Raw genomic sequence first — 22,832 nt, forward strand, 5'->3', positions numbered from 1 at the left:
CCAAAGATAGAGAGGCGATGGACGCGATGCAAAACCCTTCCGATCCCGCCGGCCAACTCGATCTAAACCTTGATTTAAATCTTGGCATCGAGTTGCAGGACGATCTCGAAGGCGACACGCTACGCGAGGAATGCGGCGTGTTCGGCATTTTCGGCCATCCCGAGGCCGCCGCCATCACAGCCCTCGGACTACACGCCCTCCAGCACCGCGGCCAGGAAGCCGCCGGCATTGTTTCCTTTGACGGCAGCCGCTTCCATTCCGAGCGCCGCCTCGGTCTCGTCGGCGATACCTTCTCCCGCCGCGAGGTGATCGAGCGCCTGCCCGGCAGCATGGCGGTCGGACATGTCCGCTATTCCACCACCGGGGCCACCATTCTGCGCAACGTGCAGCCGCTGTTCGCCGAGCTCAATGCCGGCGGCTTCGCCGTCGGCCATAACGGCAATCTCACCAACGGACTGACGCTCCGCCGCGAACTAGTCAAGGGCGGCGCCATGATGCAGTCGACCACGGATACCGAAGTGATCCTGCATCTGGTCGCGCAGTCCAGGCGCGCCCGCTTCGTCGATCGCTTCATCGAGGCGCTGAAGGCGCTCGAAGGCGCCTACTCGCTCGTGGCGCTTACCAACAAGAAGCTGATCGGCGCGCGTGACCCGCTCGGGATCCGCCCGCTGGTGCTCGGCGATCTCGACGGCCACCCGATCCTGACCTCGGAAACCTGCGCGCTCGACATGATCGGCGCCAAATATGTCCGCGACGTCGACCCCGGAGAAATCCTGGTGTTCGACGAAGAGGGCGCACACAGCCACAAGCCGTTCCCGCCGCGGCCGCCGCGGCCCTGTATCTTCGAATACATCTACTTCTCACGGCCGGACTCCATTGTGGGCGGCCGCTCGGTCTATGAGGTCAGAAAGGCGTTCGGTGCGCAGCTCGCGCGCGAAAGCCATGTCGAGGTCGACGTCGTGGTGCCGGTGCCGGATTCCGGCGTGCCTGCCGCGATCGGTTACAGCCAGTATTCCGGCGTGCCGTTCGAACTCGGCATTATCCGAAACCATTATGTCGGCCGCACCTTCATCCAGCCGACGCAGAGCGTGCGTGAACTCGGCGTGCGCATGAAGCACTCGGCCAACCGCGCCGCCATCGAAGGCAAGCGCATCATCCTGATCGACGATTCGCTGGTGCGCGGTACCACGTCAAAGAAGATCGTGCGCATGATGCGCGACGCCGGTGCCCGCGAAGTGCATTTCCGCCTCGCCTCGCCGCCGATCCTCTATCCCGACTATTATGGCATCGATCTGCCGGACCGTGGCGGCCTGCTCGCGGCCACCCATTCGCTGGAAGAGATGCGCGACATCATCGGCGCGGATTCGCTGGCGTTCCTGTCGATCGACGGCATGTACCGTGCGATGGGTGAACCCGGCTGGGATCCCGCCAACCCGAAATTCTCGGATCACTGCTTCACCGGCGCCTATCCGACCCACCTCACCGACCAGACGCAGGTTGAGCCGCAGCCCCGGCAATTGTCGCTGCTGGCAGAGGCGAGCTGACGGCCGCATTTGCGGCGACTAGTTTGGTAATTTACGTCATGGCCGGGCTTGTCCCGGCCATCCACGTCTGTAAAACCCGCCGCAAAGACGTGGATTGCCCGGAACCAGTCCGGGCATGACGAAGGCCCAGATCCATGACCAAACCCCTCGCCTCTCGCATCGCGCTCGTCACCGGCGCTTCCCGCGGCATCGGCTTTGCCACGGCCCGCGCACTGGCCCGTGCCGGCGCGCATATCGTTGCCGTCGCGCGCACGCAGGGCGGCTTGGAGGAGCTCGACGACGAGATCCGCAAAGACGGCGGCAGCGCCACGCTGGTGCCGCTCAACCTCACCGATTTCGACGGCATCGCGCGGCTCGGCGCGGCGCTGCATGAGCGTCACGGCAAGCTCGACATTCTCGTCGGCAATGCCGGCGTCGCCGGCCCCTCTTCGCCGCTCGGGCATATCGAGCTGAAGCCGTGGAATGACGTCATCGCGGTGAACGTCACCGCGAACTTCCAGCTCATCCGCTGTATGGACCCGCTGCTCCGGGTGTCCGACGCCGGCCGCGCCGTGTTCGTCACTTCGGGCGCCGCCAGCAAGGCGAATGCCTATCAGGGCCCCTACGCGGCCTCTAAGGCCGCACTGGATGCGCTGGTGCGCTCCTGGGCCAACGAGACCGTGAGCACGAAGCTGCGCGTCAACCTGTTCAGCCCCGGCCCGATCCGCACCCGCATGCGCGCCAGCGTCTTTCCCGGCGAAGACCCGATGGCGCTGGATACGCCGGAGCAAGCAGCGGAATTCATCGTGCCGATGTGTGCGCCGGAGTGGACCGAGACCGGCAAGCTCTACGACTATCAGACCCGCACGCTGATGAGCTTTCGCCCGCCGGCGTGATTGCGTCATTGCGAGGAGCGAAAGCGACGAAGCAATCCATGTCTCAACAAGCGGCAAAATGGATTGCTTCGCTGCGCCCGCAATGACGGCCGACTGGTTGACTCCCCGACCTCCCCACGATTGACTGCGCTCCCAAGCGGGACAACCCGCCAATAAGAACCATCGGGAGGCACTCATGACGCCGCCGCCGCGTAATCGCGCCCGCCAACATCTCTCCAAAGCCATTGCCACCTGCTTCACTGCCGTAATGCTGATTGCGACGGTCGTCCCGTTACGCGCCGGCGACATCCCGACCTTTGCCGTCGATGCGTCCTGGCCGAAGCCGCTGCCGAACAACTGGATCCTTGGCCAGGTCGGCGGCATCACCGTCGATGCGCAAGGCCACATCTGGATCATTCATCGTCCACGTTCGCTGACCGACGACGAAAAGGGCGCGACGCTGAACCCGCCCCGCTCGAAGTGCTGTGTGCCGGCGCCGCCGGTGCTCGAGTTCGATACCGACGGAAATCTCTTGCGCTCGTGGGGCGGACCTGGCGACGGGTACGAGTGGGTCGGCCGCGAACACGGCATCGAATTGGATGAGAAAGGTTTTGTGTGGGTCGGCGGCAATGCCGACAACGACAATGCAATCCTGAAATTCACCCTCGACGGCAAGTTCGTGATGCAGATCGGCAAGATCGCGCCGAGCAAGGGCTCCGGCGATACTACACAGCTCGGCAAGCCCGCCGAGACCGCGATCGACAAGGAGGCCAACGAAATCTTCGTCGCCGACGGCTACGGCAATCGCCGCATCATCGTGTTCGACGCGACGACTGGCGCTTACAAGCGGCACTGGGGCGCCTATGGCAAGCCGCCAAACGATGACAAGCAACCGGCCTATGATCCCAATGGACCGGCTCCGCAGCAATTCGCTAACCCCGTGCATTGCGTGAAGCTTGCCAACGATGGGTTGCTCTACGTCTGCGATCGCGTCAACAACCGCATCCAGGTGTTCAGGAAAGATGGAACCTTCGTTAAGGAATGGTTTTACGAAAAGAACACGCGTGGCAACGGTGCGGTGTGGGATATCGCGATCTGGCCCGACCCGAAGCAGACCTATCTGCTGAGCGCCGACGGCGAGAACAACGAAATCCGGGTGTTGAAACGGGACGATGGTACCGTAGTCGGCAGTTTTGGCCGCGGCGGCCGCCAAGCCGGGCAGTTTCACTGGGTCCACGCCATGGCGGTGGACGCCGCGGGGAACGTTTATACCGCCGAGGTCGACACCGGTAAGCGGATCCAGAAGTTCAAGCTGACGTCGGACGCGCTACGATAGATGGATTGCCCGGCCGTGCGAGAAGGACTATCGCAGGACCGGCAGGTTCCGAAAAGAGAGCCGGCGAACAACCATTTCAGGAGGAATACCATGACGACCAGAATTGCGCGGCGCTTTGCCGTCTCCGTGGCACTTGCCGCGCTCTGCCTCGCAACGCCAGCACTGGCCCAGGACAAGACCGTCAAGATCGGCGTGCTCAACGACATGTCGAGCCTCTATGCTGACATCGGCGGCCCCAATTCGGTAGCGGCGGTCAAGATGGCGGTCGAGGATTCCGGCCTCAAGGCCAAGGGCTGGACGATCGAGGTGCTGAGCGGCGATCACCAGAACAAGCCCGACATCGGCGTCAACATCGCACGGCAATGGATCGACGCCGACAAGGTAGACGCGATCGCCGATACGCCGAACTCCGGCGTTGCGCTCGCCGTCAGCAATCTGGTGAAGGAAAAGAACTCGGTGCTGCTCAACTCGGGCGCCGCTACCGCCGACCTCACCGGCAAAGCCTGCAATCCTAACACCATCTCCTTCACCTACGACACCTACATGCTCGCCAACGGCACCGGCAAGGCGCTGACCAGGGCCGGCGGCGACACCTGGTTCTTCCTCACCGCCGATTATGCGTTTGGCCATGCGCTGGAGCGTGACACCGGCAATGTCGTCACCCAGACCGGCGGCAAGGTTTTGGGCGCGGTCAGGCATCCGCTCAACACCTCGGACTTCTCCTCCTTCCTGCTGCAGGCGCAATCCTCGAAGGCCAAGGTCATCGGCCTTGCCAACGCCGGTGGCGACACCACCAACTCGATCAAGCAGGCGTCCGAGTTCGGCATCGTCCAGGGCGGCCAGAAGCTCGCCGCGCTGCTGCTCTTCATCAACGACGTGCATGCGCTCGGTCTGAAGACGGCGCAGGGCCTCACCTTCACCGAATCCTTCTACTGGGATCTCAACGACAAGACCCGCGAATGGTCGAAGCGCTTCCAGAAGCTCTCGCCGAAGGGCTCGATGCCGTCGATGACCGTGGCCGGCCTCTATGCGGAGATCCTGCATTATCTCAAGGCGATGGAAGCGATCGGCAGCAATCCGCATGATGGCGCCAAGGTCGTCGCCAAGATGAAGGAATTGCCGACCGACGATCCGCTGTTCGGCAAGGGCCCGCTGCGCGCCGACGGCCGCCGTCTCATTCCGGCCTATCTGTTCGAGGTGAAGAAGCCGGAAGAGTCGAAGGGACCGTGGGACTATTACAAGCAGATCGCCACGATCTCGGCAGAAGACGCCGCCAAGCCGCTCGAAGCCAGCGAGTGCCCGCTGGTGAAGAAGTGACGGCCGAAGGCCGTCATCCCGGGATGGTGCGTTAGCACCATGTCCGGGATCTCGAGATTCTCAGGTGCGCAATTGCGCACCTAGTTCGCGCTTCGCGCGCTCCGGAATGACAGAAGTACAACGAGCGGTGGGTTACGCCTTCGGCTAATCTAACCCACCCTACTTTTTCAACGTCCGCCACGCAATCGCCAGTGCGAGCCCCAGCAGCGCCGCCGCGAGCAGGAACGGCGCGCCGGGCATTTTCACCGGCGCCTGATCGCTGATGAAATAGGCAAAGGTCAGCGTAAACAGAAACGGTCCCGCCATCTGCGCGATGCTGTTGACGCTATTGGTCGCGCCCTGCAACTGGCCCTGCTGATCCGGCGCCACGAGCTGCGTCGTCAGCGCCTGGATCGCTGCGCCTGCCACGCCCCATAGCGCCATCACGGGAATGCCGATCCAGAACAGAGGTCCAGTCGGCGCCGCGCCATAGATGAAGAATCCCAAGCCGCCGCAGGCCAGCCCAAGCAGCAGCGCCCGGCGTTCGCCGAGCCGTTTGACGATCGGCCCGACACCGGCCCCCTGCACCACCATGGCGCAGATGCCGACCAAAGCCAGCGTGAGGCCGACCGTCTTCGTATCCCAACCATAGCGGTAGGTTGCGTAGAGCACGAAGGTGGACGGCAGCACCACATGCGCGACTTGGCCAAAGAAATTCGCCAGCGATAGGCCCGCGAGAATCCGATTCGAGCGTAACAGGTGCAGCGCGCCGATCGGGCTGGCACTTTTCCAGTGAAACCGTGCGCGCCGCTCCCGCGGCAGCGACTCCGGCAGGATCAGCCAGCCGTAGAGCGCGTTCGCAAAGCTCAAGCCCGCCGCGATCCAGAACGGCAGGCGCGGATCCATGTCCCCGAGCAGCCCGCCGACGGCGGGGCCTAGAATGAAGCCGGCGCCGAAGGCCGCGCCGATCTTGCCGAACACCGCAGCGCGCCGTTCCGGCGGCGTCACGTCGGCAATATAAGCAAACGCTGTGGAGATGCTCGCGGAGGTAATGCCCGAGATCACCCGGCCGATGAACAACCACGTCAGCGACGGCGCCAGTGCCATCAGTATGTAATCCAGCGCCAGGCCGAAATTCGACAGCAGCACGACCGGCCGCCGGCCGAAGCGGTCCGACAGCGCGCCAAGGATCGGCGAGAACAGGAACTGCATCAGCGCCCAGGCCGTGCCGAACAGGCCGAAGATTCGCGCGGCTGTGGCCGTATCGTTGTCGACAAAGCTTTCCACGAGCTTGGGAAGGATCGGCAGGATCAGGCCGAGCGCGAGCATGTCGAGCAGGATGGTGACAAAGATGAACGCCGCCGCGCCGCTGCGCACCGGCGGCTTGTCGTCGGCAACAACCGCGGACGCTGGCTCTTTCATGACGGCCGCTTGCGCTTGTGGGCGAACGGATTGGCCTTTTCGCGCAGCGTGATCCGGATCGGCGTCCCCGGCAGGTCAAAAGCCTCGCGCAGGCTGTTGGTGAGATAGCGCAAATAGGATTGCGGCACGGCGTCGGCGCGCGAGCAGAACAGCACGAAGCTCGGCGGGCGTCCCTTGGTTTGCGTGATGTAGTTCAGCTTCAGCCGGCGCCCCGACACCGCCGGCGGTGGGTTGGCGTCGACCGCCTGCTCGAACCAGCGATTGAGCGCGGCCGTCGGCACGCGCTTGTTCCACACTGCATAGGCGTCCTGGATCGCGGTCATCAGGCGGTCGATGCCCTCGCCCATCAGCCCGGACACCGCGACGATGGGAGCGCCCTTCACCTGCGGCAGCCAGTGATCGGCATCGCTGCGCAGCGCCGACATCAGATGCGGCTTGCGCTCCATCAGATCCCATTTGTTGACCGCGAGCACAATCGCGCGCCCCTCGCGCTCGATCAGGTCGGCGATGCGCAGGTCCTGTTCCTCGAACCGGTTCTGCGCATCCATCGTCAGCACGACGACTTCGGCAAAGCGCACCGCGCGCAGCGCATCCGCCACCGACAGCTTCTCCAGCTTCTCCTCGATCCGTGAGCGCCGCCTGAGCCCAGCCGTATCGAACACCCGGAAATCACGGCCCTGCCAAGTGATCTCTACCGAAATGGAATCGCGCGTGGTGCCGGCCTCGGCGCTGGTCAGAAGCCGCTCCTCGCCAAGCAGATGATTGATCAGCGTCGATTTCCCCGCGTTCGGCCGGCCGACGATGGCGACGCGGATCGGACGTTGCGCAAGCTCCTCATCCGATAGGGCATCGTCGTCGATTTCTTCGGCCTCCTCCGCCGGGTCCGGCATCAGTGCAGCGAGCGCGTCGTAGAGATCGCTCATGCCCTCACCGTGCTCGGCCGAAATCTGCACGGGGTCGCCAAGCCCCAGCGCGTAGGATTCCATCGCGCCGATTTCGCCGTGCTTGCCCTCGCTCTTGTTGGCAACCAGCACGACCGGCTTGTTGGCGCGGCGCGCGAAATCGGCAAACGCGCGATCGTTCGGCGTCAGCCCGGCGCGCGCGTCGATCACGAACATCAGCGCGTCGGCGAGACCGATCGCGGTTTCGGTCTGCTCCTGCATCCGCGCGGTCAGCGAACCTTTGGCGCCCTCGTCGAGCCCTGCGGTATCGATCACGGCAAATTCGAGATCGCCGAGACGCGCCTGGCCCTCGCGGCGATCGCGGGTCACGCCAGGTTCATCATCGACCAGCGCGAGCTTCTGCCCGACCAGCCGGTTGAACAGCGTCGACTTGCCGACATTCGGCCGGCCGATGATGGCGATCGTAAAGGACATAAATGATCCAAACGCCCTTTTTCGAAGGGCGTGTCAATCGAATGAAAACAACAAATCAGCGCGAGAAACTGCCGCTGGGCATCGGGGCCGGGAAAGCCGACTGTTGCGAGGATTGCGCCGGCGCCGCCGATTGATCGGGCGGCGGCGCGGTGGTGCGTTTGCGCGCGATCTTGGCCGGCTTGGGCGCCGGCGGCGCAGCGGCGGTGCTGCCCTCCTCCTCGGGAGCGGCGTCGGGGTCCGCAGGCGCAGCAGCGGGCGCGGCGGCCTGCTTGCCCTTGGATTTCGCGCCACGCTTCGATTTCGCCTCCTCCGCCGGCGGAGGCGCCGCAGCGGCCGCCTGCGCGTTCGGGTCGTCAATACCCTGACGGGCGCCCCTGTAGAGATCCTTCGGCACGCCCTGCTCAAGGCCCGGCACGCCTTCGGGGAACACCGGCTTGCGCTCACCAGGCAGCTTCTTCTTGGTGTCGAGGAAGTCGAGCAGATCGGACGGATCGAAATTGCCCGTGCTGCCACAGCCTGCCAGCGCGCCCGAAAGCGCGACAAGGACGGCGGTTGCGATCAAACGTTGCGGGCGGCGCATATTGGTTTCCAACTCGTTCTATGCCGGTATCAGCTCGTTTCAGCTCTTGTTTCAGCTTTTGGCGACCGGCGGCAGCAGGGCCTGCAGTGCTTCGGCACGTGAGCGCAGGCTCGGCGGCGTTTCGCCGTCATTGGCGATCAGGTCCAGCCATTGCCGCGTCGCCGCGGCATCATTGGCGCGCCAGGCCGACAGCGCCAGCAATTCGCGGGCGGTATGGCGGAAAGTAGCGCCCGGCGCAGTGGCGGCTTCGAGGCGTTCTTTCATGCTCGGATAGCTGGTGCTTTCCAACAGCAACTGGGCTGCGCGAATTCGCGCCAGATCCTGCTCAGCAACGCCGACGCTGCGATCCGCGGCGATCTCGTCGAACATCTTTGCCGCAGCCTGCGCGTCGCGGTTGGCGATCTCCGCCGCGAGGCGCAGCCGCGACAGGACGCGATATCCGAATGGCGCCTTCGCGACGAGATCGGCGAAGGCCGCCTCGGCTTCGGCATGCTTGTTGGCTTCCGAAAGCTCGACAGCCTTGTCGAAAGCAGCACCCGCCTCAGCCGCCTTCTTGGCCTCCAGATACTGGTAGCCACGCCAGCCGGCGACCGCCGCAATGATCAAGATCAGGCCGGCGATGATGTAGATCGAATACTTATCCCACAGCTTCTTGAGCTGTTCGCGACGTACTTCCTCGTCTACTTCATCAAATAATTCAGACACTTAAAGATATCCCATCCCGAGGAACCGCAATCTCGGCGGCAGCATCGCACACCCGATCCCCGCATGGCCGGGGGCGTAGCCTATCGATATGGCGGTGGCAAGGCAAAGCGAGCTGGATCAAAGCGTTAACAGCGGCACCGATCCGCCTGCGAAAATCGACCGGGAATGTTGACATCGCGGTTCAAAACTTGGCGTAATCCGCCCGCTTTCCATTGTCGACTCCTACCGATTTTTCAGGTGTTTCATGCCTCGCCCTGTGCTGGTTTCAATGCTCGCCATGGGCGCGGCATCGCTGCTGCCTGCAGTGTCACTAGCCGACGACATCAAGGCAAAGATGCCCGAGACGGCATTCTCGGGCAAGTTGCATCCCGACATTTTGGGTATTTCGACCGAATCCAACGCCGAATCCACGCGTGCCATCCTTGATTCGCTGTTCAAGGGCCGTACCGACACCAAGACCGACATCCAGCAGCAGAAATTTGGCAACGGCGGAACCAGCTACGTCGCTGCGTTGAACTTCAGCCTCGCCGCCGGTTCGAAGCAGAACGGCGAGGCGCTCTCGACCAGCTTCACCTCGCCCGCCAGCGCCAACCGCGCCTATTTCGTCGCCCGCAACCTGACCTTCGCACCCGACCAGCAGCCGTCGAAGGCGGACATGATCAAGGAGATCATGGACAAATACGGTGTACCGACCATCGTCGGCGACCAGCATCTGTACTACATCTACCGCAAGGGCTCGATCATGTCGGTAGGTGGCAAGTACAAGGAGGCGACCGCGCTTGAAGCCATCGACAAGCCGCTCGATCCGAGGGCCGCTGTCAAGCTCAATGGCGACACCGTCCGCGGCAGTTGTGTGGCAGTGGTCAAGCGGGCGCAGGCCAAGGCCAAGGAGCCGAGCGCCATGCTCACCGAAGCCAAGGGCGCGAACTGCGACGGTGTCTTGAGCGTGCAACTCGTTCCTGGCACGTCGGTCGACCGCGTGGGCATCGCGCAATTCACCCTGCTGGATGTCAAGCAACTCGTCAGCGCTGCCGCGATCGACGGTGCGGCGCTTGCCGCCGGCTCGAACGACGGATCGACACCCAAAGGCAGCGCGCCAAGACTGTAGCCGCGGCCCGGGTCTCTCCCGCACTGCCGCTCAAGCAGCCGTCAACGCCTCGCGGAGTTGCCGTTTCATCACCTTGCCGTTGGCGTTACGCGGCAACGGGTCCGTCCGCAGATCCATGGTTTCCGGCACTTTGTAGTCGGACAGCCGCTCGGCACACCAGGCGCGCAGCACTTCGCCACTAACCGCATTGCGCGTCACAACAACCGCATGTACGCGCTCGCCCAGTACCGGGCATGGCTTGGCGATAATCGCGCTCTCGACCACGTCGGGGTGGCCGGCCAGCACCGACTCCACCTCCGCGGAATAGATCTTCAGTCCGCCGCGATTGATCATGTCCTTCTGCCGATCGAACACGCGAACGAAATTCTCGTCGTCGATCGAGCCGAGATCGCCGGAATGCCAGAAGCCGGCGGTGAAACTCTCCGCCGTCGCCTTCGGATTGTTCCAGTAACCCTTGATGACCGATCCGCCGTGAATCCAGATTTCACCGATCTCGCCGCGCGGCAGCTCGCGGCCCTCGGCATCCACCACGACGATCTGCGCGCCGGGACAGGGCAAGCCGACACTGTCGATATGGCTCGCGGTCAATTCGCCCGGCATCATGGTCGATGGCGAGGTGGTTTCGGTCGCGCCGTAGCAATTCATCAGCTTCAGGCCGGGAATCTTGGCGTCCAGCCTTTCGATGGTGGCGATCGGCATCGGCGCGCCACCAAACCCGCCGATCCGCCAGCTCGATAGGTCATAGCTGTCGAAATCCGGCTGCAGCAGGCAGAGATTATACATCGCCGGCACCATAACGGTGTAGGTGACGCGCTCACGCGCCGCCATCTTCAGATATTCCGCCGCCTTGAACTCCGGCATGATGATCAGCGTGCCGGCACAACGGACCATGGTCATGACGTTGGCAACTACGCCCGTGACATGCCCCAGCGGTACCGCGGCAATCGAGCGATCCGCGGCGGTGAGCTTCAAGCATGATACGAACACCATGGCCGAATGAATGATCGTGCAATGCGCGAGCATTGCGCCTTTCGGCCGCCCCGTGGTGCCGGACGTGTAGAGGATCATTGCAGTGTCCTCTTCGCCGACCTCGACCGGTTCGCCCAACGCCGCGTTTTCCGCGAGCTCGGAAAAACGCGAGAGCCGCGGATCGTCGTCGACCGCGATGCGGTGCCTCAGATCAGGAATCTCGTCCGCATCGGGCACGCGATCGGCCAAGGCGGCCTCGTGGATCAGGAGCTTCGCGCCGCAGTCGGTCAGCACGTAGGCGATTTCGGGCTTTTGCTGGCGGACCGATAGCAGCACCGTCACCAGCCCGGCATGCGCCGCGCCCAGCATCGTCAACACGAACTCGGTTCGGTTGCCGAGCAGCACCGCGACGCGATCGCCGCGCTGCAGGCCGAGCTTCTGGAATCCCGCCGCGATTTTCGCCGACTGCTGCGCGACTTCCCGCCATGTCATTCGTGTGGTCCCGCAGACCAGCGCCTCGCCATCGCCGTTTCGTGCCACCGCGTCGGCCACCATCGCCGGGATGCTCTTTGGCCGTTCGCAAAAGACCGGCACGATCCGATCACCGAAGCGCGGTTCGAGCCGCATCGCCGGAATGGAATGCTGCGACCAGTCCATCGCGCCTCGTCAGCTCTTCTTCATCTCGTAGACGTGTTCGGGCCCAGGAAATGCCCGCGAGCGCACATCGTCGGCATAGCCTTTGATCGCCGCTTCGATCGCGGGACCGAGATCGCCATAGCGGCGCACGAATTTCGGCGTCCGCGGTGACAGGCCCAGCATGTCCTCGAGCACCAGCACCTGCCCGTCGCAGGCGGCGCTGGCGCCAATGCCGATGGTCGGAATCGCGATGGTTTCCGTGATCTTTCGCGCCAGCGGCTCGGCGACCGCCTCGATTACGACCGAGAAGGCCCCGGCATCCGAGATCGCCTGGGCGTCTTTCAGGATCGGATCCCAACTGGCTTCGTCGCGTCCCTGCGCGCGAAACGAGCCCAGCGTATTGATCGATTGCGGCGTCAGTCCGATATGGCCCATGACCGGCACGCCGCGGTCGGACAGGAACGCTATCGTTTCCGCCATCCGCGCGCCGCCTTCGAGCTTTACCGCGCCGCAATGGGTTTCCTTCAATATCCGCACCGCGGAATGAAACGCCTGCTCCTTCGAGGCCTCATAGGAGCCGAACGGCATATCGACCACGACCAGGGCTTGCTTCGAGCCGCGCATTACGGCTCGCCCCTGCAGGATCATCATCTCGAGCGTCACCGGCACGGTGGTCTCGAAACCATGCATGACATTGCCGAGGGAATCGCCGACCAGAATGACGTCGCAGTGGCGGTCCACCAGCGCGGCGGTATGCGCGTGGTAGGACGTCAGCATCACGATCGGATCGCCCTTCTTGCGCGCGCGGATATCGGGCGCTGTTTTGCGGCGGACGGCAGATTGAACCGACATGCTAAGCTCCAACCACGGGCACGCCGATCACGACCGGATGGAACGCAAAGGCGAGCGCCAGATAGACGACGAGACCGACCGCAACCGCGATCAGGTCGTTGCCGGGACCCCCGACGGGTATCGGCGGCGCGCCGGCGTCGGAGCGAGTTTTCAGTGAAATGCGGTCATAGACCGCCCAGGCGAGAAACGAGCCGAACAGGATGATCGAGCCGAGATCGCCGTTGGCAAGCAGATGCGCCGCCGCCCACAGCTTGATGCCCGCCAGCATCGGATGCTTCAGCGTCGTATAGATCCGGCCGCGGATGTAGGAAGCGACCACCAGGATGACCGCCGGCAACATCAGCGCCACCGTGATGTGCTTGAGCGTGACCGGCGGGCTCCAGACATCGATCCAGCCAGTCGCGCGATAGTTGGCAAAGCCCCAGATGATCAGCGCAAGCCCTGCGAACGAGGCCAGCGTGTAGCCGATCTTGTAGCCCCCCTCGCCTGTCGCGGCGATGACCTGTGCGCGCAGCTTGCGCTGGATGGTGAGCGTATGGACGCCGAAGAACAGGATCAGGCCCAGGATCAATATCAGCAGTCCCATGACGTCCTCCCCTCACGCGACTGGTTTTCCGGACTATCCGCCTATCATTTTAGGGGCTCAGAGCGCAATGCGCCAAGGTCCATGACAAGTCTTCAGGCCGCTCCACATTTCGGCTGTCATACGCGGGCTTGACCCGCGTATCCACGGTCCGTGCGAGCGGACAGACGTGATTCACGCGAAGAAGATCGATTGCCGGTCAAGCCCGGCAATGGCGGACTACTCGGCTTACGGCTTCCCGGCCTGCCTCCCCAAATCGCGGTTGTCGACGTAGCGGATCGCGATCGGCCGGCCGGCGAGCGCGCCGCCAAGTCCTGCCGTGAATTTGAGCGGCATGCAGGCCGCGAGCGACGCATTGACTGCTTTCAGATAGGTTGCGCGGGTATCGGCCGAAACGCCGGCCGTGGCATAGGTCACGCGCGGAGCGGCGATGATCTCGCCCGAGCGCTTGAAGCTGAAACGAACCGACATCTGCATACCCTCGCGCGCGACGTCGGAAGGCGGCGGCGACCAGCACGATCGCAATGCCGCAAACAGATCGCCGATCGTATCGAGATCATGGTCTGGCTTGCGGTATTTCGCGGCCTGATCCTGCGGCGGCACGGTTTCGATCGTGAGTTGCAGGTTCTGGCCGTACGGATAATAGATCTCGGGAATACATGGGCCGTCATTGAACACGCTGCAGAACGATGGCGTGCAGGGCTGGCCGTCGAGCACGCTGCAGGGCGCATGGGAAAACGGCGTGGCATCGATCTGGCGCCGCGACTGGGCGCCGGCGGCGTTCATGCCGACAAATAGGGCGATCAGGCAGACGAAGGCGCGCCAGAACATGCTGCTGGGTCCTCATAGGCGACCCATTTAAGCTGATGCGCGCTTTGGCCGGTATCAAGACGGGCGGCGTTCACAACGCCGCGTTCACGGCAGACCGTGCCGCAAGCGTGCCCCGGCCCTTACGCCTTCTTCTTCACGTCCTTGACGTTGGAGAAGTTGATGCCCTCGGCGCGTTCCCTGGTGTAGCCGAGATAAAACTCGTTCTTGGCCATGAAGACCGGGTCGCCATCGACATCGTCGGCGATGCCGGAATTGTTGGCGGCGATGAAGGCGTCGAGTTTCTTGCGGTCGTCGGAGGAAATCCAGCGCGCGAGCTGGAATTCCGAGACCTCGAACTCGACCGGCAGCGAATATTCGGCGTCCAGCCGCGCTTTCAGCACATCGAGCTGCAGGGGACCGACGACGCCGACCAGCGCCGGTGCACCGTCGCGCGGCCGGAATACCTGCACAACGCCCTCTTCCGACATCTGCTGCAGGGCCTCTTTCAGCTTCTTCGCCTTCATCGCGTCGGTGAGGCGGACGCGGCGGACGATTTCCGGCGCGAAACTCGGCACGCCGACGAAGGTGATCTCCTCGCCTTCCGTCAGCGTATCGCCGATCCGGAGCGTGCCGTGATTTGGAATGCCGACGACGTCGCCGGCAAAGGCTTCATCTGCCACCGAACGGTCCTGGGCAAAGAAGAACTGCGGCGACGACAGCGACATGTTCTTGCCGGTCCGCACCAGTTTCGCCTTCATGCCACGGCTGAGCTTGCCCGAGCACAGGCGCGCAAACGCGATGCGGTCGCGGTGGTTCGGATCCATATTGGCCTGGATCTTAAAAACGAAGGCGCTCATGCGCGGCTCGGCTGCTTCGACCTTGCGAACGTTCGAATCTTGCGCGCGCGGCGCCGGCGCAAACTTGCCAAGCCCCTCCAGCAAGTCGCCCACGCCGAAATTGCGCAGCGCGCTGCCGAAATAGACCGGCGTCAAATGGCCCTCACGAAACGCCTCCAGCTCGAACGGCTTGCAGGCTTCCGAGACCAGCGCAAGCTCGTCCTTGATCTCGGCGACGTCGAGATTGGCGTTGCGGCCGGCGAGATCGGCGATATCGATCTGCTCGGTCGCGCCGGTCTTGGCACCGCCGCCTTCGAGCAGGCGGACGCCGCCATTGACCACGTCATAGGTGCCGAGGAAGTCGCGGCCGCGGCCGACCGGCCAGGTTATCGGCGTGGTGTCGAGCGCCAGCGTCTTTTCGATCTCGTCCAGCAGTTCGAACGTATCGCGGCTCTCGCGGTCCATCTTGTTGATGAAGGTGATGATCGGAATGTCGCGCAGCCGGCACACTTCGAACAGCTTTCGTGTCCGCGCTTCGATGCCCTTGGCGGCATCGATCACCATGACGGCGGAATCGACCGCGGTCAGCGTGCGGTAGGTGTCTTCGGAAAAGTCTTCGTGGCCGGGCGTGTCCAGGAGGTTGAAGACGAGGTCCTGGAACTCGAATGTCATCACCGAGGTCACGACCGAAATGCCGCGCTCGCGCTCGATCTTCATCCAGTCGGAGCGGGTGTTGCGCCGCTCGCCCTTGGCCTTGACCTGCCCTGCCAGATTGATGGCGCCGCCGAACAGCAGCAGCTTTTCGGTCAGCGTGGTCTTGCCGGCGTCCGGATGGGAGATGATCGCAAATGTGCGCCGCCGCGCCACTTCATCTGCAAGCGGCGAGCGGGACGGCGATTCGGCTGTAGCGGCAATGTCGGACATGAGGCTGGAGCGTTTGGCAGGGAAAACCGGGCTGATCAAGCCTCATTTGGTGGTTGCGAGGGCTGCCGGCCAGTCCCATATCGGTAACGGAAGGACGGCCTTCCAATTTTGCAGCTCATCCGCGGGGACGACCCTGCCGGCGTTCGGAGGGTTGTCATGGCCTGGATCGTGTTGTTCGTGGCCGGTCTTATGGAAGTCGGCTGGGCGATCGGTCTCAAATATACCGAGGGTTTCACGCGGTTTATTCCCTCCGTCCTGACGCTCGCCTGCATGGCAGGCAGTATCCTCCTGCTCGGACTTGCCTTGAGAGCGCTGCCCATCGGAACCGCCTACGCGGTGTGGACCGGCATCGGCGCGGTCGGAACGGCAATCCTGGGCATCGCGCTGTTCGGCGAACCTGCAACCGCCGCCCGCCTCGCCTGCATCGGACTGATCGTGGCCGGAATCGTCGGACTCAAGCTCGTCACGGGATCAGCGTAGCAACAACACGGCCCAATAGGTCAGCGCCGCCACGAACGCCGATGCCGGGATGGTGATCACCCAGGCATACACGATCGAGCTCGCGACGTTCCAGCGCACCGCCGAGACCCGCCGCGCCGCGCCAACGCCGACGATCGAACCGGTAATGGTGTGGGTCGTGGACACCGGAACCCCGAGATACGTCGCCATGAACAGCGTCGCCGCCCCGCCGGTCTCCGCGCAGAAGCCCTGCATCGGCGTCAATTTGGTGATCCGCAGCCCCATGGTGCGAACGATTCGCCAGCCGCCCATCAGCGTGCCTAGTCCCATCGCAGCCTGGCAGGAGATCACGACCCAGAACGGAATTGCGAAATCCGCCCCGAGGTGGCCCTGCGAATACAGCAGCACCGCGATAATGCCCATGGTCTTTTGCGCGTCGTTGCCGCCATGGCCGAGCGAATAGAGCGAGGCTGAGACGAATTGCAGGATGCGGAAGGCGCGGTCGACCGCAAACGGTGTCGAGCGCACCGACAGCCAGGACACGATGGCAACCAGCACCAGCGCCAGCAGGAACCCGACCAGCGGCGACAGCACAATCGCCAGCAACGTCTTTGACAGGCCGCTCCAAACCGCCGCGGAAATCCCGGCCTTGGCCACGCCCGCGCCAACCAGTCCCCCGATCAAGGCGTGCGAACTCGACGACGGAATGCCGAGCCCCCAGGTAATCACGTTCCAGACGATGGCACCGATCAGCGCCGCGAAGATGACCGCGGCGTCGACGACGTCGGGCTCGATGATTCCCTTGCCGATCGTATTGGCGACATGCAGCCCAAAGACCAGAAAGGCGATGAAATTGAAGAAGGCCGCCCAGATCACCGCGTATTGCGGCCGCAGCACACGGGTCGACACGATCGTTGCGATCGAATTGGCAGCGTCGTGCAAACCGTTGAGGAAATCGAACAGCAGTGCGACCGCGATCAGGAAGATCAGAATCGGTAGGCCAAGCGTGGCATCCACTGAATTGGCCCTGCCCTATACCTGTTCGATCACGATCGAGTTGATCTCGTTGGCGACGTCGTCGAAGCGGTCGGACACTTTTTCGAGATGCTTGTAGATCTCGGCACCGACGACGAAGTCCATCGAATTGCCGTTGCGGTGCTTGAGAAACAGTTCCTTCAACCCGATGTCGTGGAGATCGTCGATACGGCCCTCCAGCTTTCCGATTTCCTCGGTGATGGCGCTCAGCATCGCGACGTTGTTGCCGATCGACTGCATCAGCGGGAGCGCGCGGCTGACGAGATTGGCGCACTCGACCAGGAGCGTGGCGATTTCCCGCATCGGGGGCTCGAACGTCCGGACCTCGAACAACACGACCGCCTTTGCGGTCTGCTGCATCTGGTCGATGGCGTCGTCCATCGCCGTGATAAGGTTCTTGATGTCGCCGCGGTCGAACGGGGTAATGAAAGTGCGGCGGACCGCGGTCAGTACTTCGCGGGTAATGCCATCGGCGTCGTTTTCGAACTGGTTGACGCGCTGGCAGAATACCGGCGTCTCCTCGCCGCCGCGCAGCATGTCCTGCAATGCCAACGCCCCTTGCACGACTGTCTGCGCATGCCGGGCAAACAGGTCAAAAAACCGCTCCTCCTTGGGCAAAAAGGCACGAAACCAGCGAAGCATGGGGTATTTTCCATCGTTCAGAAACGGTCGCAGGGCAGCCCGTCACAAAACTGTCATAGACCATTCGCGGGAAAAACGCGCCACGGTGGACCCGGGGAACCGGGTCATCCACCGCTTTGTGGGGCCGAAATTGCGCCAAAATCGGCCGTTTTACAGGGATCGACGGAAATAATGCGCGATTTCGCCGATGATCCCGCGCCGGAAGGTCAGCACGCAGGCCACGAAGATGACGCCCTGAATCACCGTCACCCACTGGCCGAACCCGGCAAGATATTGCTGCATGGCGATGATGACGAAGGCGCCGACCACCGGGCCGAAGATGGTCCCAAGGCCGCCGACCAGTGTCATCAGCACGATTTCGCCCGACATCGTCCAGTGCACGTCGGTGAGCGAGGCGTTCTGCGCGACGAATACTTTCAGCGAACCGGCAAAGCCCGCAATGGTCCCGGACAGGATGAAGGCAACCAGCTTGTACTGGTCGGTCTTGTAACCCAGCGAAATGGCGCGCGGCTCGTTCTCACGGATCGACTTCAACACCTCCCCGAATGGCGAGTTGATGGTGCGGTAGATCAGCAGGAAGCCACCGAGGAAGCCGGCGAGCACGACGTAATAGAGCACGGTCGGCTTGGCGAGATTGAAGATCCCGAACAGATAGCCTTGCGGAATGCCCTGGATGCCATCTTCGCCATGAGTGAAAGGCGCCTGAAGATAGATGAAATACAGAAGCTGCGACAGCGCCAGCGTAATCATCGAAAAATAGATGCCCTGCCGGCGAATGGAAATAAAGCCGGTGACGACGGACAGCGCGGCAGCGCCGGCGACGCCGACCAGAATTCCGAGTTCGGGCGACAGACCCCAAACCTTCAACGCATGCGCCGAACAATAGCCCGCCGTTCCCAGGAACATGGCGTGACCGAACGACAAGAGGCCGCCATATCCGATCAGGAGATTGAAAGCGCAGGCGAGCAACGCAAAGCACAGGGCCTGCATCACGAAGAACGGATAGATACCCGTAAGCGGCACCAGGCCCAGCAGCACCGCCATCGCGGCGAATACCATCATTTCGTCGCGCATCGCGCGCGGCGTTACGGGGAGTGTGTCGTCAGTCAATGCACTCATGTCAGGCCGCCCGTCCTGTCAGTCCCGTGGGTTTCACCAGCAACACCAGCACCATCAGGACGAACACCACGGTGTTGGAAGCTTCGGGATAGAAATACTTTGTCAGTCCCTCGATCACGCCGAGCGCAAAGCCGGTGATGATCGATCCCATGATTGATCCCATGCCGCCGATCACCACCACCGCGAACACGACGATGATCAGATCCGCGCCCATCAGCGGCCGCACCTGATTGATCGGCGCCGACAGCACGCCAGCCAGCGCCGCAAGGCCAACGCCGAGCCCGTAGGTGAGCGTGATCATTCTGGGCACGTTGATGCCGAAGGCGCGCACCAGCGTCGGGTTCTCGGTCGCGGCACGCAGGTAGGCGCCGAGCCGGGTCTTTTCGATCAGGAACCAGGTAGCAAGGCACACCACGAGCGAGAAGACGACGACCCAGCCGCGATAGATCGGCAGGAACATGAACCCGAGGTTCATGCCGCCCTGCAGTCCGCGGAACCCACCGATCTCCGGATAATCAGGAATTGCGTACGGCAGGCCGGACGAACCGAAGTAATTCTGGAACACGCCCTGCACGATCAGGGCGATGCCGAACGTCAATAGCAGCCCGTAGAGGTGGTCGAGACCAGCCAGCCATTGCAGCATGGTCCGCTCGAGGATCATGCCGAAAATGCCGACCGCGACCGGCGCGATGATCAGAGCCCACCAGTAGCCGATGCCGGTCAGGTTCAGTAGAAAGTACGCGCAGAAGGCGCCCATCATGTAGAGCGCGCCATGGGCGAAATTGATGATGTTGAGCATGCCGAAGATCACGGCCAGCCCGAGACTGAGCAGCGCGTAGAACGACCCGTTGATCAGTCCTACCAGGAGCTGGGCGTAGAGAGCTTGCATCGGTTCGGCACTCGATCTCGTTGTTGGGCGAAAGATGGCCCGCCGGCGCGATGCCGACGGGCCGCTATTCTTACTTCTTCACCAGCGGGCAGGCGCTTTCCGAAAGCGGCCGGAACGCCTGGTCGCCGGGGGTGGTCCCGATCAGCTTGTAATAGTCCCACGGTCCCTTCGATTCGGCAGGCTTCTTGACCTCGAACAGGTAGGCCGGATGAATCTTGCGGCCGTCGGCACGGATCGTGCCCTTGCCGAACAGCGCATCATCGGTCGGCGTCTCCTTCATCTTCGCCACCACCTTGGCGCCGTCGTGCGGATTGCCGCCCATCGCTTCAAGCGTCTTGAAATAGTGGATCAGACCGGAATAGACCCCGGCCTGCACCATGGACGGCATCGCCTTGTTCTTTGTGCGCTCGGAGAAGCGCTTCGAAAAGGCTCGGGTGCCATCGTTCAGATCCCAGTAGAAGGTCTCCGTGAAGTTTAGGCCCTGCGCCACCTTCAGGCCGAGCGAATGCACGTCGGTGATGAACAGCAGAAGGCCGGCGAGCTTCTGGCCGCCGGCGACGATGCCGAATTCCGACGCCTGCTTGATCGTGTTCGTGGTGTCGCCACCGGCATTGGCCATGCCGATGATCTTGGCCTTGGACGCCTGCGCCTGCAGCAGGAAGGATGAGAAATCCGACGAATTCAGCGGATGCTTGACGCCGCCGATCACCTTGCCGCCCGACTTCACGACGACCGCCGTGGTATCGCGCTCCAGCGCGTGGCCGAATGCATAGTCCGCGGTCAGGAAGTACCAGGTGTCGCCGCCGGCCTTCACCAGCGCCTGTCCGGTCGAATTGGCGAGCATGTAGGTGTCGTAAACCCAATGGATGGTGTTGGGCGAGCATTGCGCATTGGTGAGATCCGACGTCGCCGCGCCGGTATTGATCATGACGGCGTTCTTTTCCTTCACCACATTGTTGACCGCCAGCGCGACGCCGGAGTTCAACACGTCCATGAAGATGTCGACCTTCTCGACGTCGATCCACTGCCGCGCGATGGTGGTGCCGATGTCCGGCTTGTTCTGGTGGTCGGCCGAGACAATGTCGATCTTCCAACCCTTGGCGGCGAGCCCGGAATCTTCGACCGCCATCTGCGCGGCCAACGTGGAGCCCGCGCCGCCGAGGTCGGAGTAAAGTCCGGAATTGTCGGTCAGCACGCCGATCTTGATGGTTTTGTCCTGCGCCATGGCGCCACCGCCTGCGGCGAGCGCCAGCGCAATGCCGAGGAAGAGAGCTGAAATCCGATGCTTCATAGTATCTCCATTATTCCAGAGTGCAGCAAAGTACCGATTAAACGCCGAGATAGGTGTGGAGCTTGTCCATATTGGCCGACAGCTCGGAATTCGCGAAACCGTCGATGACCTTGCCGTGCTCGACGATGTAGTAGCGATCGGCCACCGTGGAAGCGAAGCGGAAATTCTGCTCGACCAGCAGGATGGTGAAGCCTTCCGACTTCAGCCGCGCGATGGTGTGACCGATCTGCTGAATGATGACGGGCGCGAGCCCCTCGGTCGGCTCGTCCAGCATCAGAAAGCGGGCGCCGGTGCGCAGGATTCTCGCGATCGCCAGCATCTGCTGCTCCCCGCCCGACAGCTTGGTGCCCTGGCTGTTCAGGCGCTCCTTCAGGTTCGGAAACAATTCGAAGATCTGATCGAGCGAAAGCCCGCCGCTACGTACGACCGGAGGCAGCAGCAGATTTTCGCGCACGTCGAGGCTTGCGAAAATGCCGCGCTCCTCGGGACAGAACGCGATGCCCAGCCGGGCGATCCGGTCGGACGAGGCCCGCGTGATGTCCGTACCGTTGAAGCGGATGGAGCCCGAGCGTTTACCGATAATACCCATGACCGACTTCAGCGTCGTGGTCTTGCCGGCGCCGTTGCGGCCGAGCAGCGTAACCACCTCGCCGGCCTTCACATTGAAGTTGATGCCATGAAGGATGTGGGATTCGCCGTACCAGGCCTGCAGGTCGGAAACCGAAAGAACCTCCGCGCTGGCCGGTTTGGCGGCGGTTTCGGCCATTTTCAAATCAGGCATGACCGGCTCCCAGATAGGCTTCCTTGACCCGCTCGTCCCTTGAGAGCTCAGCGTAATTGCCTTGCGCCAGCACCTGCCCGCGCGTCAGCACGGTGATGATGTCGGACAGGTTGGCCACCACGGAGAGATTATGTTCGACCATCAGGATCGTGTGCTTTGCCGAGATGCGCTTGATCAGGGCCGCAATCTTGTCGATGTCTTCATGGCCCATGCCGGCCATCGGCTCGTCGAGCAGCATCATTTCCGGGTCGAGCGCCAGGGTCGTCGCAATCTCAAGCGCACGCTTGCGCCCATAGGGCATCTCGACCGCCGGGGTATTGGCAAATTCGCTTAAGCCGACGTCGTTCAGCAGTTCAATGGCGCGGCCGTTGAAGCGATCCAGCACGCTCTTGGAGCGCCAGAAATCGAACGAGCTTCCATGCTGACGCTGTAGCGCGACGCGAACATTCTCCAGCGCCGTCAGGTGCGGAAACACTGCCGAAATCTGGAACGAACGCACCAGGCCGAGGCGGGCCACATCGGCCGGCGCCATCGCGGTGATGTCCTGCCCCTTGTACAGGATCTGGCCTGCCGACGGGCTCAAGAACTTGGTCAGCAGGTTGAAGCATGTCGTCTTGCCGGCACCATTAGGCCCGATCAGCGCATGAATACTGCCGCGGCGCACCTTGAGGGCGACATCGCGAACGGCGAAGAAACCCGCGAATTCCTTGGTTAATCCGTGGGTTTCGAGAATAAACTCATCAGCCAAACAAACTTCCCCCGTCAGCCGTCTCCGCGACATCGTT

Annotated in this window: 22 protein-coding genes; 6 read left to right on the top strand and 16 right to left on the bottom strand. The window is 62.9% G+C overall.

Annotated elements, in window-relative coordinates:
- Positions 1 to 26: 26 nt before the first annotated feature.
- The 4 genes from purF (at position 27) to HCN50_RS18845 (ending at position 5,051) form a co-directional block, all read left to right on the top strand.
- The gene (purF, locus tag HCN50_RS18830; RefSeq protein ID WP_171711444.1) at positions 27 to 1,544 is read left to right on the top strand and encodes an amidophosphoribosyltransferase; all 1,518 of its coding nucleotides are present in this window, start codon (positions 27 to 29) and stop codon (positions 1,542 to 1,544) included.
- A 134-nt stretch (positions 1,545 to 1,678) separates the two neighbouring features.
- Complete coding sequence (locus HCN50_RS18835) at positions 1,679 to 2,419, top strand: SDR family NAD(P)-dependent oxidoreductase (protein WP_171711144.1); 741 nt, start codon at positions 1,679 to 1,681, stop codon at positions 2,417 to 2,419.
- 247 nt (positions 2,420 to 2,666) lie between these two features.
- Entirely contained in the window at positions 2,667 to 3,734 is a 1,068-nt protein-coding gene (locus HCN50_RS18840) for an NHL repeat-containing protein (RefSeq protein ID WP_235977094.1), read from the top strand.
- A gap of 90 nt (positions 3,735 to 3,824) precedes the next feature.
- Complete coding sequence (locus tag HCN50_RS18845) at positions 3,825 to 5,051, top strand: ABC transporter substrate-binding protein (protein ID WP_171711146.1); 1,227 nt, start codon at positions 3,825 to 3,827, stop codon at positions 5,049 to 5,051.
- A 159-nt stretch (positions 5,052 to 5,210) separates the two neighbouring features.
- On the opposite strand, the gene HCN50_RS18850 is transcribed toward HCN50_RS18845, so the two are convergent.
- From HCN50_RS18850 to HCN50_RS18865, 4 genes are read right to left on the bottom strand one after another with little or no spacing between them, the layout of a single operon-like run.
- Complete coding sequence (locus tag HCN50_RS18850) at positions 5,211 to 6,452, bottom strand: TCR/Tet family MFS transporter (RefSeq protein ID WP_171711147.1); 1,242 nt, start codon at positions 6,450 to 6,452, stop codon at positions 5,211 to 5,213.
- Positions 6,449 to 7,828 (bottom strand): ribosome biogenesis GTPase Der, encoded by a 1,380-nt coding sequence (gene der, locus HCN50_RS18855; protein WP_171711148.1) that lies wholly within the window; start codon positions 7,826 to 7,828, stop codon positions 6,449 to 6,451. Before der ends, HCN50_RS18850 begins: the two co-directional genes overlap by 4 nt.
- 55 nt (positions 7,829 to 7,883) lie before the next feature.
- Positions 7,884 to 8,408, bottom strand: coding sequence for a hypothetical protein (locus HCN50_RS18860; protein WP_171711149.1), 525 nt, complete (start codon positions 8,406 to 8,408; stop codon positions 7,884 to 7,886).
- 51 nt (positions 8,409 to 8,459) lie between these two features.
- Complete coding sequence (locus HCN50_RS18865; RefSeq protein ID WP_171711150.1) at positions 8,460 to 9,113, bottom strand: tetratricopeptide repeat protein; 654 nt, start codon at positions 9,111 to 9,113, stop codon at positions 8,460 to 8,462.
- A 244-nt stretch (positions 9,114 to 9,357) separates the two neighbouring features.
- On the opposite strand from HCN50_RS18865, the gene HCN50_RS18870 reads away from it, so the two are divergent.
- Positions 9,358 to 10,221, top strand: a complete 864-nt coding sequence (locus HCN50_RS18870) for a hypothetical protein (RefSeq protein WP_171711151.1) — start codon at positions 9,358 to 9,360, stop codon at positions 10,219 to 10,221.
- Between the two features lie 30 nt (positions 10,222 to 10,251).
- Here HCN50_RS18870 and HCN50_RS18875 read toward each other — a convergent pair whose 3' ends face one another.
- From HCN50_RS18875 to HCN50_RS18895, 5 genes are all read right to left on the bottom strand, one after another.
- Entirely contained in the window at positions 10,252 to 11,847 is a 1,596-nt protein-coding gene (locus HCN50_RS18875; RefSeq protein ID WP_171711152.1) for a class I adenylate-forming enzyme family protein, read from the bottom strand.
- Between the two features lie 9 nt (positions 11,848 to 11,856).
- Positions 11,857 to 12,678: a 3-methyl-2-oxobutanoate hydroxymethyltransferase gene (panB, locus tag HCN50_RS18880; protein WP_171711153.1), complete on the bottom strand. Its 822-nt coding sequence runs from the start codon at positions 12,676 to 12,678 to the stop codon at positions 11,857 to 11,859.
- 1 nt (position 12,679) lies between these two features.
- Complete coding sequence (locus tag HCN50_RS18885; RefSeq protein ID WP_171711154.1) at positions 12,680 to 13,264, bottom strand: NnrU family protein; 585 nt, start codon at positions 13,262 to 13,264, stop codon at positions 12,680 to 12,682.
- A gap of 225 nt (positions 13,265 to 13,489) precedes the next feature.
- Complete coding sequence (locus HCN50_RS18890) at positions 13,490 to 14,047, bottom strand: UCP034077 family protein (protein ID WP_376700305.1); 558 nt, start codon at positions 14,045 to 14,047, stop codon at positions 13,490 to 13,492.
- Positions 14,048 to 14,211: 164 nt separating this feature from the next.
- Complete coding sequence (locus HCN50_RS18895) at positions 14,212 to 15,831, bottom strand: peptide chain release factor 3 (protein WP_171711156.1); 1,620 nt, start codon at positions 15,829 to 15,831, stop codon at positions 14,212 to 14,214.
- A gap of 156 nt (positions 15,832 to 15,987) precedes the next feature.
- On the opposite strand from HCN50_RS18895, the gene sugE reads away from it, so the two are divergent.
- The gene (gene sugE, locus HCN50_RS18900) at positions 15,988 to 16,311 is read left to right on the top strand and encodes a quaternary ammonium compound efflux SMR transporter SugE (RefSeq protein WP_171711157.1); all 324 of its coding nucleotides are present in this window, start codon (positions 15,988 to 15,990) and stop codon (positions 16,309 to 16,311) included.
- Here the strand turns inward: sugE and HCN50_RS18905 are convergent.
- The 7 genes from HCN50_RS18905 to HCN50_RS18935 form a co-directional block, all read right to left on the bottom strand.
- On the bottom strand, positions 16,303 to 17,307 hold the full coding sequence (locus HCN50_RS18905; RefSeq protein ID WP_171711158.1) for an inorganic phosphate transporter: 1,005 nt from the start codon (positions 17,305 to 17,307) through the stop codon (positions 16,303 to 16,305). The genes sugE and HCN50_RS18905 overlap by 9 nt on opposite strands.
- Positions 17,308 to 17,322: 15 nt before the next feature.
- Positions 17,323 to 17,967, bottom strand: a complete 645-nt coding sequence (locus HCN50_RS18910) for a DUF47 domain-containing protein (RefSeq protein ID WP_171711159.1) — start codon at positions 17,965 to 17,967, stop codon at positions 17,323 to 17,325.
- 150 nt (positions 17,968 to 18,117) lie between these two features.
- Complete coding sequence (locus HCN50_RS18915; RefSeq protein WP_171711160.1) at positions 18,118 to 19,086, bottom strand: branched-chain amino acid ABC transporter permease; 969 nt, start codon at positions 19,084 to 19,086, stop codon at positions 18,118 to 18,120.
- Between the two features lies 1 nt (position 19,087).
- A complete protein-coding gene (locus HCN50_RS18920; protein WP_171711161.1) occupies positions 19,088 to 19,975 on the bottom strand; it encodes a branched-chain amino acid ABC transporter permease in 888 nt (295 codons plus the stop codon).
- Positions 19,976 to 20,045: 70 nt separating this feature from the next.
- Positions 20,046 to 21,266, bottom strand: a complete 1,221-nt coding sequence (locus HCN50_RS18925; protein WP_171711162.1) for an ABC transporter substrate-binding protein — start codon at positions 21,264 to 21,266, stop codon at positions 20,046 to 20,048.
- A 37-nt stretch (positions 21,267 to 21,303) separates the two neighbouring features.
- On the bottom strand, positions 21,304 to 22,032 hold the full coding sequence (locus tag HCN50_RS18930) for an ABC transporter ATP-binding protein (RefSeq protein ID WP_376700306.1): 729 nt from the start codon (positions 22,030 to 22,032) through the stop codon (positions 21,304 to 21,306).
- A gap of 7 nt (positions 22,033 to 22,039) precedes the next feature.
- Complete coding sequence (locus HCN50_RS18935; RefSeq protein WP_171711164.1) at positions 22,040 to 22,795, bottom strand: ABC transporter ATP-binding protein; 756 nt, start codon at positions 22,793 to 22,795, stop codon at positions 22,040 to 22,042.
- Between the last annotated feature and the right edge of the window lie 37 nt (positions 22,796 to 22,832).

It is taken from the genome of Bradyrhizobium archetypum, assembly GCF_013114835.1.
Taxonomy (GTDB): domain Bacteria; phylum Pseudomonadota; class Alphaproteobacteria; order Rhizobiales; family Xanthobacteraceae; genus Bradyrhizobium; species Bradyrhizobium archetypum.